This window comes from Weissella soli (assembly GCF_001761545.1).
GTDB classification, from domain to species: domain Bacteria; phylum Bacillota; class Bacilli; order Lactobacillales; family Lactobacillaceae; genus Weissella; species Weissella soli.
The window spans coordinates 1,138,209-1,151,969 of sequence record NZ_CP017326.1; the positions used below are offsets into that span (position 1 = coordinate 1,138,209).

Here is a 13,761-nt window from a genome sequence, read left to right on the forward strand (position 1 = left end):
GTCTTGAAAAGATTGCCTCAGCTGATTTCATGAACTCCTGTAATCAATTAGCGTAATCAAAAGACACTGCAAACCATGAACGGTTTGCAGTGTCTTTTGATTAGACTTCTTCTTTTGGCGCCGGCTGATTGTCGGCATTAGTCTGTAAAGCCACTAACTTTGCCAACAACTCATTGGTCTTCGCTTGTTCTGCTCGTAACATTTTGGTTTCAACCAGAGTCGCATTGTATCCAAACTGTTCCGTTTCATCCTGTGCCCAGATTGAATTCAAAATCTTCACGAGCACAAATACCGCCCCGGCAATTAAAAGCATCGAAACGACTGATGATACAAAATCACCAAACGGAATCAACTGCCACCTGACTGTGTGCTGCGCCGTGAAAAGAAAGGTTGAAATAAATTTAATGATGCCCCGCATCAATGCCACAAATTGCTTCACCGTGTCAGTAAATGTGTTACCAACGACCACACCAATAGCAAAGCCCAGGACTTTGTCATTCGTCAAGAATTTACGAAAGTCTGTGATCGTACTGTTGCGCAAAACCTCGTTGATGCCAGCCGTGATCTGATTCGGTAAAACCGTTTGAACCTTTGTATGAAATAATGGCATGTTTAGTTCCTTTCTACTCGCACCGTGCGTACTTATAAAATCATATCTTATATTACGGCAATAAACTTTGTAAACACTTTACGCAATGATTGTCATATAAATGGCCCATCATCAGCCTTGCCTATACAACCAACTACACACAATGATCATTGCATCTCACAATGAAATAAAAAGCACATACCTTAAGCGGTATGTGCCTCGACTTTATTTGAACCCATCTGAAAAGACGTTGCGGTTTTGAATAAAGTAATCAATTCCTGAGTAAATCGTAAAGATCAGCGCTACCCAAATCATGATTGTTGCAAACGGAAAACCGATGGCAGCAAAGAAAATATTATGCAGCAGGAAGAAAATAATCGCGACCATTTGCGAGGTTGTTTTGATCTTGCCTGGCATGGCTGCAGCCATCACCTTACCATTATTTTCGACAATCAAAGTTCGTAGACCAGTAATGGCCAGTTCGCGAATGACGATGATGGCCACAATCCACGCTGGTACCCAATCGAACTGCACGAAGAAAATTAAGGCAGTCATCACGAGTAGTTTATCAGCTAATGGATCTGCAAATTTACCAAAATTCGTAACCAGGTGATATTTACGGGCAATCTTACCATCCGCTAAATCGGTTAATGAAGCGACGATAAAAATAATTGCGGCCACCAGGTGTGTCACTGGCAATTGAGCACCACCAATTGACCATGTGCCCCAGTCTAGCGGCAACCCCAATACCAACATAAATAAAGGAATTAAGATAATTCGAAATACGGTTAATTTATTAGGGAGATTCATAATTTTTGTCTTCTTTTTTATTAATTATCGGTTAAATTCAAAGTGGCCGTCCACACCAGTGAGGTGTTATTCATGGTCACGTCCTTGCCGTCAAATTGAACTGTCACGTTGTCAGCATTACCAAAATGTAGGCTAATCGATTGCGCATTAGCGGGGACTTCAATTTCTTTTGATGTTGAGCCCGGCAACGTTTGGTAATACACTTGGGAACCATCAATGGTCACTTGTGACCAGACGTCACCGGCAGCGGTCAATACCAAGGTATGTGCCTTCGCCGTATTCGTCGTGATGGCAATCGTTGAAGTAGTGCCCGAAATCGTTGGTGTGCCAATCGTTGTCGTATTCTTGGCAGAAGCCGACTTCGCACTGGCGGTTTTCTTAGAGGTACCTGACTTGGTCGTTTCACTCTTAGCAGCTGAATTCTTCTTACTTGAGGCGACCTTAGAAGTCGTCGTGACAACTTCAGATGATGCAGAGGTTGCGTTATTCTTGGCGTTACTTGCAAACGTTGAAACCAACGCCCAGATCAAACCAATCACCGCGATAATCGCAATCACCGCGATAATTTTTGGAATTAAGCCCCGCGTCTTTTCAATCGCAGATTCCTCTGCGCGATGCATACCAGTACGCGTGATGTTATCGGCATCTACGCGCGCATTTGACATATCAGGCACTGGTTCTGTCGCAGCCAATGCTGGCGCCACATCACCTTCATGCTTCTTGATAAGTTCATCTGCATCGACACCAACAGCCGCAGCGTATTGGCGCGTAAAAGCACGCTCGTAGAAAGCACCAGGCAACTGATCAAATTGCCCATTTTCAATGGCGGCCAAGTAACGCTTCTGGATCTTAGTCGTCGCTTGGATGTCATCCAAGGACAGACCTTTATCAAGACGTGCCGCTTGTAGTTCTTCACCGACCGTGCGGCTAGTGTTCTCAGTCATGTCACACTCTTTGTACTGCGCAGTATCACAGTACCTCTCCTTCGTACTTAGTAAGTGGAGAGATTACTAATATAGTAAACACTCCGAATAATTGCATTTAACCCTAATTTTAGCATACTTACACCATTTTTGGGCGGGCAATTATGCTTGTTATTGGCGTAACCTGTGCATTTTTCACAATTGTTAACACCTCATCGAAGTCGAGTGTCCTTAAGATATCAATCTCATCTACCAATGTTGTATAGGCAAACGTTGCCCCTTCAAATCTTGTCACAATTTCTTCTAAATTATTTAATTTATTAACCAAGCGGCCCATAGCATCCTTTTTCACCAACTCAAATTTCGAGCGCAAAGCGATAAATTCAGACGGTAAATTAGCCAATTTCGCTGACACGGCGGTCACCAGTTCCTCTGGTTCAGCTGTTTCAGCAGCAACACTTAGAAAGGCAAAACCACGCTCCCAATCAAATTCAGTGGTAAAACTTTCATCAATTAGGCCTTCATCGTACCAGAGCATATAGTCTGGTGAATAATCACCAAATACCAAGTCCGTCACCATCGATAATGCAATCACCTGCCGTAAGGCATCGACGCCTTGGGGTAGCGTCTCGCGACCGAAAAAACGTTGCCCCATGGCAATCTTATTACGTACCGTGGGGACATCGACTTCAACTAATTCGTGCCGAATCGTGGCGTCGTTAGGATATAACACCTGAGCTACTGCGCCACCCTGGCGAACACCCGCCGGTGAATCCTTGATGAGGTCCATAATTGCGGCGGTATCAAAATTACCCGTGATAAACACATCCATGTTAGCCGGTTGATAAAACGCATCAAACGCTAATTGCAAATCTGCCGGCTTGATGGCACGCACACTAGCGCGCGTACCGGCAATATCATCCGCTAGCGGTTCACCTGGAAAAAGTTGTTTTAATAACTCACGATATAAGCGGGCATCTGCATCGTCTTGATACATGTCCACTTCTTGACTAATAATCTCAGCTTCCCGGGCAACGGTGGCCGCTTCAAAGAAGGGTTGTTGCGTAAAGGTCAACAATTCTCGCAAAGCTTCATACGACTGCCCCGTCGTACTGATAAAATAACTTGTCCGACTCTGTGTTGTGAAAGCATTGCCATTGGCGCCTAGCTCACTAATACGAGTGAACGCATCGTACCCCTTTTGTGTAAAAATCTTATGTTCTAAAAAGTGGGCAACACCCGCCGGTTGCTGGTAGTCAGTACCTTGATACCGAAATCGTTGATCACGGGCGCCATAGTTGACACTCAGCATGGCGACCATCTGATGAAATTCAGGTCTTGGGGCCAAATGGATCCGTAACCCATTAGCTAATTGCGTATGACTGACTGTGTGCATAAAATCCATGACCATCATTCCCCTTTCTCAGTTAACTGATACATGACTTGGGGCACCAGTCGCTGTGCAACCATTTGAATATCAGTGGCTGTAACCGCCTGAACCCGGGCAACCCATTCTGTTTCGTCCACGAATTGTTGTGTCATAAATTGCACCACCACCCGATCAGTCACACTACTTGGACGATCTAAGTTCGCCATATAATCCGCAATCATCAGTTTTTTAATCATCGTCAATTCTTCATCGGCCAATAATTCTGTTTGAAGGCGTTCAATTTCAACTGCAATCAAATTTTGAGCCGCCTGCACTTGCTGCCGTTCTAAGCCAACTTCAATCATGAGCAAACGGGAATATGGATTGTAATCTGAGCTGATTGCATAAGCCAGACCCGCTTTTTCACGCACATTCAAAAACAGTCGTGATACGGCCAACCCGCCCAATAGCGCATTAAAGACGTAGACACTAAACCGTTCAGCAATTGGCACAGCAACATGGTATCCCTGCACCAAACGGGTTTGGATGATGTCATCAAAGGCCGTAATTGTTGCTGTTTGCGTTTTTAATGGGTGTTCAAAATATGCGGTGACGGTATTTTTGCGATTTGCAAATGCCCAGTGCGCTAATTTTGTTTGAACCAGTTGTGTATCGACATCCCCCATCACAACGATATCGATTTGATCGTGTTGCAAAGCGGCTTGCCATGCGGCCCATGCCGTTTTAGCCGTGGTTGCTTCGATTAATGTTTCATCACCAAATGCAGCCAAGGCATCGATATCATTATCAAAGTAGTGTTGCAACATTGCACGTGCTGCAATGTAACCCTTATCTTCACGTAAATCAGCCAGCCCATCAAGTGCATTTTCTTTTTGGCGCTCAAACATCGTCACATCAAAGCCCTGCTGTGGATCACCCATTGGATTGAAGATAATTTCGGCAAGCAGCTCTAAACTATCAGCCAATAATGAATTAGTTCCCATTGCAAAGGCATCGTGCACAACCGTTAAGGTCAAACGTAATGCATGGATTGAGCCGGTATTCGTGACGTACGCGCTAAAATCCGCGCCATATAATTCACTTAACCGTGTTGAAAAAGCCGTTTGACTGGGGAATTTAGCTGACGCAGTTTCTAGCATATCCGCCACCAGTGCACGACCAGCAATATCAACTTGATCTTTTTGATTCGCAAAATTCACCACGATTTGCGTTGTCGCAAATTGAGTCGTTGGGATGATATGCAAGTTCACACCTGCATGTAATGTAGTATTCAGCACATTGCCACCTTCATTTTCGTAATTTATCATATGTATCCGAGAAAATTCCCGGCACGCCTACAAAATAGGTGAGAGCAGACGTGAAAAACGTTGTTTGAATCGCTTCCAATAAGATTGATTTTTGAAGTAGGCGGTCGTCAATTGGGTTGACTGCAAAACGTCTAATTCAAAGATTTGTTCCAATGCTTCAGTAATTTCTTGGTCATACATGAATGCATTTGATTCGAAGTTCAAACCAAATGAACGAATGTCCATATTTGCTGAACCCACTGAAGCAATCCGACCATCCACTGTGACCACTTTGGCATGTAAAAAGCCTGCATCATAGCGATAGACCTCTGCCCCAGCATCCAAAATCTCCTGCGCATAGTATTCGGTCGCGCGATAAACAAATGGATGATCAGGCATATGTGGAATCATCAAGCGTACTCGAACACCTGACAAGGCTTGCATCCGTAACACCTTGAGAATACTTGCATCTGGAATAAAGTAAGGACTTTGAATAGTAATTGTCTGCTTAGCAGTTGCAAACAGCTTCAAGTACCCTTGTTCAATCTGACCTTCATCCGTATCCGGTCCCGACGTAACAATTTGCATGGCTGTATTACCACGTACCGTTGTTGTCGGAAAATATTCTGGTGCAAAATCTAGTTTCTGTTTGCGCACAGTCGCATTCCAATCAGTAAAGAAACGCGATTGTAGGGCCAAAACAGCATCACCTTCGATCCGTAAATGCGTATCCCGCCAATAACCAAATTTAGGAAAACGTCCCAGGTATTGGTCACCCACGTTAAAACCACCGATGTAGCCAATTGTACCATCTACAATGACTAACTTACGATGATCACGGAAATTCGCGCGAAAGGTAACTGGTAAGAAATGTGGCGCCATAAAGGGTTCCACTTGGCCGCCAGCAGCCCGCAATCGCTTATACATTCGATCATGGCGCCCTTTTGAGCCCATTTGATCGTAAATCACGCGAATCCGCACTCCCTGTTTGGCCTTGCGGGTTAACAAATCAACCAGTTCATTGCCAATTTGGTCGTCGTAAATCGTAAAATATTCTAAATTAACGTGATGTTTCGCTCGTTCAATATCATCGAATAATTGCGCAAACTTCTTATGCCCATCTGTGAAAATGCGCACGGCATTTTTTTGCGTCAAAATGGCTTCTTCATTTTGCAGGAACAGCCGCACGAAGCTTTGCTCTTCATACTTTTCTTTAAACTGGTCATCGACTTCATCAAGCAAGAGTTTTTGGTTACGGGCAATTTCATTTAGGCCCATCCGTTCCTGCGTTTGCAAGCTAAAAATTTTCTTAGATGATAATTTACGTCCCAGGAAAAAGTAAATGACGAAGCCAATAATTGGCAAGCCGAGTAACACTACTAACCAAGCCCAAATACTCGTCACATCACGACGTTCCCTGAAAATCGTGATAATGGCTGCTAACATATTTAGTATGTATGTCGTCCAAAGAAGCGTCCCGACTAAATGATATGTGATGAAATTGCCCATTTTCCAACCCCTCCGTTGCTCTAAATCAATAATACGAGCTTATCATAGTATACACTACCAATTAGCCTATTTTAAGGCTAATTCATCGCATACAGAAAGACCCACAGCTAGCAATACCGTGGGCCCTCAATAAAATATTTATGAATGCTCATATAGAATACTGTAAAATCAGATAATTAGCAAGTACAATAGCCAATGTCATTCATGGTAAATGAAAAGGCAGCATCAGATCGATGCTGCCTTTTCTCAGGAATCTTGTGCCTATTTGCTTGAACTTGAGCTTGAGCTTGAACTGCTTGAAGATGAATCCGTGGTTTTCTTCGAATTATCCGAACCATGACCACTGAGGATCGACTCAGGTGTCGCAGAGACATTCGAATCGTCACCCAAAATAGAACTCTCTTTAATGCCGTCCACTAGGTCATTATCATCGTTGTTCAAAGTCTGCTTAATGCCACCAAGTTCTGGGGCGTTAGTCACATACTTATCCAGCGTTGATTTACCACCATTTTGGGCCTTCACACTCGTCCCCTTCTTCTGCGCTGCCTTTAAATTAGCAATGCCCGTTGAAGTTTTGTAGGAGATGTTTTTCTTATTAACCCGTTTCAGTTCACTCTTAGAAGCGAATCGTAATAGGTTTCCTTGAATTAATTTATCATTGTAATCCAGCGTTTGCGTCACAAATTTGTTCGTTTCTTTGATGATTTGCTTAACTCGTGGATCTTCACTAGGCTTAATCTTAGTGCCCGTCGCCGTGACATAGTAGCTTGAACCTATCTTGGTATATTCAGAGGAAACCCAATCACCATTACGGAATGGCACAACTTGGCGGTGCTCAGATGATAATAGGTCCGTACCAAATTGGACAACCTGCTCATCTTTGATACCCAACAAACCAAGCAAGGTTGGCATCACGTCAATCTCACCACCGTAAGTATGATTAATACCACCCTTCATACCAGGTACGCGTACCATGAATGGGACTTTTTCCCAATTAACTAAATCAGTTGCGCTAAGCTTTTTCTTACCTAACAACTTGGCAATCGCCGGTTGATGGTTGGTTGAAATACCATAATGATCACCGTATAAAACAATCATCGTTTTATTCCATAAGCCAGCCTTTTTTAAGTAGGATTCAAACTCACCAAAGGCCTGGTCAAGATACCGCGCGGTTTGAACATACCCATCGACCGTCGAATCACCAGTCGTGGTCTTTTTAATTGAGATATTTTGTGAATCCAGGTCATATGGATAGTGGTTCGTGACCGTAATGATCTTGGCATAGAAAGGTTGTGGCAATTGTTGTAGATAGCTTGCCGTGTCTTTCAAGAAAATCTTGTCTTTCAAACCGTAACCGATATTATAGTTGGGGTTGTCCGGATCCTTGTAATAACTCTTTGAAAAGAAGTATTGATAACCCCAAGATTTGTAGGCATTATCACGATTCCAAAATGATGGGACATCACCGTGGAAGGCCGCCGTCGTATACCCCATTTGATCCAACACACTCGGCATTGCCTGGAATGTATTCGTTGTACCATAATTAGTCATGACTGAACCTGAGGCCGTACCATATAATGAATTTTCTAGCATCAACTCGGCATCAGAAGTCTTTCCTTGACCAACTTGGTTATAAAAGTTATCAAAAGAAGTGGTATTTGTATCATGGTAAAAAGCGTTCAAATTAGGGGTTACTTCTTGGCCATCCCATCGATAATCTAGCATAAATTGTTGGAATGACTCCAGATGGAAGATAATGACATTCTTTCCCTTCGCTTTACCAAAGGTGGTTGCATTCGCCAATACCTTGTTTTGTTTAGTGAATGCTTTAATCTTATCCAAATCAGAACTCTTGGCTTCTTTAACTTCATTAGCTTGTTGATTCGTCTTAACGATGTTATAAGCTGCGTATTCGTTCAACCCTAGATATTTAACAATGTAGTTATTATCGAAAGTGCGCGTCAACAAACCAGAGCGGTCCTTTGAAGCGATACCAAAGTCAACCATCATTAAAACAACCCCAAAAACGGTCATCAAAATAGCAAAGCGTTTCTGAATCAGCGTCTTGTCAACTTTGATAATCTTCAGTAATAACAAAATTAACAAGACAATCAGGTCAATGTACACCACAAAGTCGATCGGCTTAATAATCCCGCCGATTGCCTTGGAAAGATTATTGTCAACCGAACCCCCTGCCTTCACGATATTCAATGAAATGAAATCTGAGAACTCACGATAGTATAAAATGTTGGCAAACAGCCAGACAGTCTGCAGCAGATTTATCAGCATCATCAACCAGTACGCAATGCGTCCACGGAAGTACAACGCGATACTCAACAAGATAATGGCGGTTGGAATCGGATTTAAAATCAACAAGAATTGTTGTAATGCTCCCGTAGCGCCTAAGCTAAACTCAAACTGATATGCCCAGTATGTTTTTAACGTGACCAGGAAGACAGATAGGATGAAAAAGCCGACCGTTGAATTAAAATCTGGCCACCATTTTCGTATCGTTGATACTAAACGTTGCACGATAATGTACCTTCTCTTTCGAAATTTTATTAATTATGTCACTCTTAAGCCATTGTTAAGTATACTCAACAAGCTTATTGTGTACTTAAAGATAGCTTAAAAGATTTCCTTGAATTCATTAAGAGCTTCGTAGACATCAATCGCTAATAAATCTAGATCATCGAACGCAAATTTCTTATCACTGCGTCCGTTCACCAGCGCAAATGTGCTTGATGGTCGATCAAACTGAACGGTCACCACCGTCACCCCAAATTTATCAAAATGACGTTCTTGCAGTTCATTTTTATCATCTAACGTCATCGCTTTGATGCGTTGGATGATATGTTGTAACTCGGTGTCTTCTGTCATTGTTCGTTATCCTTCTTTACAGAAATATTAAACGCCACAATTCCCAGAAACATCCCCAAATAGTATGTAATTAATCGCCAAATGACCATCACTAAAACAAGTTCAGCGGCCGTTGGTAAGAAACTATTAAATAACATTTGGAAACTGACTTCTGCACCACCAGCCCCGCCGGGAATTGGAAAGAGCGAGATCACCATCACAATCAAAATATGCAACGAGGTCACTAACATCACGTTGATATGTGACACACCCATCGCCAGCAAGATAAAGTATGGAATCAAGTAGTAAAAAAAGAGTTGGACAAAAGTTAAGGCAATGGCTTTGAGCAAGGCTGGCCAATTGTGACTCATTCGCCGACTCTCATCATGAAAACTATCAACTTTTTCTGATAATACCGTTGACCACGCCACTACTTTTTTGGGTCGCAACCATCGCACTGGTATCATTATCCAATGCATCAACGTATGCGTCAATCGTGGCAAATACATCACTAATAACAAGACCACAATCACGGCCATATGAATAATAAATCCCAAGATAACTAGCAAGGCCAACGCATGTAACTTAGTGGCAATATAATTGTAGCCAATGGTCAGTGCCATCAAAAAATTTAAAACGATCATGCCTTGATAGACCACAAATTTCATTAGCAAGATTGACCCCGCTCGACCAGGATCAATCCCAGTTTGGGCCATCGCAATCAATTGCATGGGTTGCCCCCCGGTGGCAAATGGTGTAATCCCATTACCGAGTTGTTCGACCAAGGGCACACGAATGGCATTGTGCCAACTCATTTTGCCGTGTTCAGTATCGACAAACACCTTGATTACTGCCGCTTCCAAGACGAAGTAGAGTAACATCGCCCCGACCGCCACTAACAACCACCACCAATTTGCCGATGCTAGTGAGTGGAAAAATTGGACTGGTTTAACGCTACGCATAGACCACCAAAATACGCTCACCCCAACCAGTAACATTAGGATGAACACTATGCCATTTTTTCGTGTCACATTTCCCATCTTTTAATCTCCCTACTTTTTACCCAAAGCAGCCTGCTCATGATAGAATTGGTCCCAAATTTTAGCGACATGTTCCGCTGAATAACGATATGAGGCTTCTAATGCCGCATCATGGAGTTGTTGCTGTGCCTCTGGGTCATCTGCCAACCGCTGCAATTGTACTTGCATATCAGCCTGATCACGAGCTGGTAAATAGTAGCCTGTAATAATCGCTTTATATAAGTCTAAATCACGTAAAATCGTGGGTGTCCCTGTGCTGAACGCTTCTAGCGCTGACATTGGAAAAAGCTCATTGTAACTTGGTAATAAAAAAACATCTGCAACATTGTAATAACTATTGATGACCCCACGATCCACAATGCCAGGAAACTTCAAGTTAGCTGGCGGTTGTTCAAGGACCGTTTTGAGCTCATCATAGCCTGCCGTGATACTACCAAATGAAAAACCACCCACCCAAATAAAGTGCCATTGCGGATTGTGTTTAGCTAATTCAATAAAGTCAAAAATACCTTTACGCTCCTGAATTTGCCCAACGCCCAAAATGACAAATGCCTCGTCAGGGATACCAAATTGCTGCCGCAAAGCCGTCTTTTGTGCGGGTGCTAATTCAAAGAATTGCGTTTTTGAGACAAAGTTTGGAATGTAGGTCACCCGTTCACGCTTCACCCCATTCGCAACTAATTTATCGATAAAGGTGGGATTCACCACAACGAGGTGATCCATCCGCCGATAAAACGTCATCACATACCAATAAAAGATTTGTTTTATCGGCCAATGGAGAAGAATGGATCCCTCAAGTGTTTCTGGCAAGAAATGGACATACCCAATCTTGCGACCACGGCCTGGTAAAAACGTACTCAGATAAAATGTAAAATCAATGGTGTGATAATGACTGACGTCAGCTCTTTTTAATGAATTTTTGCGAATCAAAATTGTCTCCGTGAATTTGGCCTTTAACAAATTAACCAATTCACGGTAAGCCGAGCCAACTCCCTGGCCCGGTACCGTTTCAGCTGACGAAAACATGGTTACTTTCAGCATCATGATTCCTTCCTAAATGGATTTCGTAAACGGAATGAACGAACGTATTCATCATCCGCTGCTTGATTTTCTGCCTCTGTGGCGTTGTCTTGATAGACTGCCAAAGCTTCATTATATAAATCGATCACCCGCTGTCCAAATGTGCGTTCATCAATTTCATGAAGAATCTGTTGGCGAATGGTCGGATCCCCTAATTCAAGGGCCTCGGTTTTAGCTGTCAGATATTTTAAAAGCACGTCCGCGATTTCATAAGTTTCTGAAACTAATGTACCAATGTTTTCATCAATCACGATATCGCGTAGATAAAGTGAATCCATCGCGACAATCGGCTTGCCCGCTGTAATCGCCTCGATGTAAGTTAACCCCTGCGTCTCAGTGGTTGAAGCCGAAACAAAGACGTCCGCCATCCGATAATAACTATACGCCTGCTCATGGTCGACATAACCAGTGAACGTGACCGCATCGTCAATCTCTAACGCTTTGGCATGATTTTCAATGGCATCTAGTGCGGGGCCATTCCCAGCCACGACTAACCGAGCCGTGGGCATATCTTCGAGTACCCATTTAAAATTTTCTAGCACTGCCTCAATGTTCTTTTCAAAAGCAACTCGTCCAAGCACCAACGCAACGGGTGTTTCAGGTGTAAATCCTAACGATTCCCGTAAAGCCGTACTATGATCTTCAGTCGATGTAAAATCAACTTTGACACCCGTGGGAATAATTTCAAGCGGTGGTGCCACCTTATAACGTGCTAAAGTTTCATAAGTTTGTTTTGAAGGTGCAATGACAGCGGTCATCCCATGCGTAAAGCCACGCGCTAATAACGCCACGGCCCCGGCATGAAAAACCTTGCCGTTGAAAACATAATGTGTATAATCTTCGTAATTTGTGTGATAAGTATGTACAGCAGGTATTTTAAGCGCACTCGCGACTGATTTACCCATTAACCCGATTGAAAATTCAGTTTGCGTATGCACGATATCTAACTTTAATTTGCGGGCAATGATAATGCCTTGGATGGCACCGCGATAAGAAATACGCCGTTCCTTAAAACCAACAAAAGGCACACTTGAGAAGCGATAAACATTTGGCTCTGCAATACCTTTTTCCAAGCTTGGATCAGTGGTCGTGAAAATATACACATGATGACCGTGTGCTTCCAATTGGGCCGTCAATGTCTTAATTGACGTCAGCACACCCGAAAGCTGTGGATAATAAGTATCTGTAAAAATCCCAATATTCATCAATAGTACTCCTTTGTATCCTACTCTTCGTACTAGTATACCTGAATTCAAAGGTTAAGACGACGTTTCAGCCCTGTTGGATAAAACATTTCTATATTATACAGTGTATAACATAATTAGACAACTGACTGACCAAATCAAAAGCCGCTATACCTGGCATGGCATAGCGGCTGAGAGAGAAAGAGAATTGGTTGTATAGAGGGATTGCTCCCCTATGTGATTAATAATAACACATTGTAAGCGGTTTCACCAGTGTGTTATTAAGCTTTTTTATTTTGACATCCCAGCGCTTTAGTTTAGTGTTTGGGCTTATTTTTTCGTCAAGCGACTCGCTGCCGCTTCATCCAAGATGATCGTTACATGCGGATGACGTTGCAAAACTGAGGCCGGTAGCATCTCCGAAACTGGCCCTTCAATCATTGCCTGAACAGCCTCTGCCTTGGCAGCCCCATAGGCTACCAATAAAATTTGCTTGGCTTTCATGATTGAAGCAATGCCCATTGAGTAGGCAAATCTAGGCACCGCCGTGGCACTGTCAAAAAATCGCGCATTGGCTGTGATTGTCGATTCAGTCAAGGCGACTTCATGCGTCAATGAATCAAATGGTGTCCCGGGTTCGTTAAAGCCAATATGCCCATTTTTACCTAACCCCAAAATTTGTAAATCAACGGGATGGGCATCCACGATTTTTTCATAACGAGCAACTTCGGTGGCTGCATCAGAATTGGCACCATCTGGCACAAAACTTTCCTTAAAGGGCTTTTCATTGAACAGGTGTTGTGCCATAAAATAATGATAACTTTGGGGATGATCAGCTGCCAGTCCTTTATATTCGTCCAAATTAATGGAAGTAGCAGCTGAAAAATCTAAATCACTCGCGACCAATGCATCATAAATTGAAATTGGTGTCGACCCCGTGGCTAATCCGAAAGTCTCCGTGCCTTTCTTTAGCGTTTCAGCCACTAATTGATACCCTACCTGTCCGCCTTCGTTCTTATCACGCACTTGAATAATCTTCATAATAATAGACCTCTTCTTATTTTTGGTATAGTCCAATTATATATTGGTAT

Annotated in this window: 12 protein-coding genes; all 12 read right to left on the reverse strand. The window is 43.0% G+C overall.

Annotated elements, in window-relative coordinates; translation table 11 throughout:
* Positions 1 to 100 precede the first annotated feature (100 nt).
* The 12 genes from WSWS_RS05435 to WSWS_RS05490 all read right to left on the reverse strand — a co-directional run bounded on the left by WSWS_RS05435 (position 101) and on the right by WSWS_RS05490 (position 13,711).
* Complete coding sequence (locus WSWS_RS05435) at positions 101 to 610, reverse strand: MscL family protein (protein ID WP_070230332.1); 510 nt, start codon at positions 608 to 610, stop codon at positions 101 to 103.
* A gap of 204 nt (positions 611 to 814) precedes the next feature.
* Positions 815 to 1,399: a CDP-diacylglycerol--glycerol-3-phosphate 3-phosphatidyltransferase gene (gene pgsA, locus WSWS_RS05440; protein ID WP_070230333.1), complete on the reverse strand. Its 585-nt coding sequence runs from the start codon at positions 1,397 to 1,399 to the stop codon at positions 815 to 817.
* A 20-nt stretch (positions 1,400 to 1,419) separates the two neighbouring features.
* The gene (locus tag WSWS_RS05445; protein ID WP_070230334.1) at positions 1,420 to 2,343 is read right to left on the reverse strand and encodes a helix-turn-helix domain-containing protein; all 924 of its coding nucleotides are present in this window, start codon (positions 2,341 to 2,343) and stop codon (positions 1,420 to 1,422) included.
* A gap of 118 nt (positions 2,344 to 2,461) precedes the next feature.
* Complete coding sequence (yfmH, locus tag WSWS_RS05450; protein WP_070230832.1) at positions 2,462 to 3,727, reverse strand: EF-P 5-aminopentanol modification-associated protein YfmH; 1,266 nt, start codon at positions 3,725 to 3,727, stop codon at positions 2,462 to 2,464.
* A gap of 5 nt (positions 3,728 to 3,732) precedes the next feature.
* Positions 3,733 to 5,019, reverse strand: coding sequence for an EF-P 5-aminopentanol modification-associated protein YfmF (gene yfmF / locus WSWS_RS05455; RefSeq protein ID WP_070230335.1), 1,287 nt, complete (start codon positions 5,017 to 5,019; stop codon positions 3,733 to 3,735).
* Between the two features lie 27 nt (positions 5,020 to 5,046).
* A complete protein-coding gene (gene cls, locus WSWS_RS05460; protein WP_070230336.1) occupies positions 5,047 to 6,507 on the reverse strand; it encodes a cardiolipin synthase in 1,461 nt (486 codons plus the stop codon).
* Positions 6,508 to 6,768: 261 nt separating this feature from the next.
* A complete protein-coding gene (locus tag WSWS_RS05465; RefSeq protein ID WP_114981162.1) occupies positions 6,769 to 9,039 on the reverse strand; it encodes an LTA synthase family protein in 2,271 nt (756 codons plus the stop codon).
* A gap of 96 nt (positions 9,040 to 9,135) precedes the next feature.
* Entirely contained in the window at positions 9,136 to 9,387 is a 252-nt protein-coding gene (locus WSWS_RS05470) for a DUF1797 family protein (protein ID WP_070230337.1), read from the reverse strand.
* Entirely contained in the window at positions 9,384 to 10,397 is a 1,014-nt protein-coding gene (locus WSWS_RS05475) for a lysylphosphatidylglycerol synthase transmembrane domain-containing protein (protein WP_070230833.1), read from the reverse strand. The genes WSWS_RS05470 and WSWS_RS05475 overlap by 4 nt, the downstream gene beginning before the upstream one ends.
* A gap of 21 nt (positions 10,398 to 10,418) precedes the next feature.
* A complete protein-coding gene (locus tag WSWS_RS05480) occupies positions 10,419 to 11,447 on the reverse strand; it encodes a glycosyltransferase family 4 protein (RefSeq protein WP_070230834.1) in 1,029 nt (342 codons plus the stop codon).
* The gene (locus WSWS_RS05485) at positions 11,447 to 12,691 is read right to left on the reverse strand and encodes a glycosyltransferase (protein WP_070230338.1); all 1,245 of its coding nucleotides are present in this window, start codon (positions 12,689 to 12,691) and stop codon (positions 11,447 to 11,449) included. The genes WSWS_RS05480 and WSWS_RS05485 overlap by 1 nt, the downstream gene beginning before the upstream one ends.
* A gap of 309 nt (positions 12,692 to 13,000) precedes the next feature.
* Positions 13,001 to 13,711: a glucosamine-6-phosphate deaminase gene (locus WSWS_RS05490; protein WP_070230339.1), complete on the reverse strand. Its 711-nt coding sequence runs from the start codon at positions 13,709 to 13,711 to the stop codon at positions 13,001 to 13,003.
* Between the last annotated feature and the right edge of the window lie 50 nt (positions 13,712 to 13,761).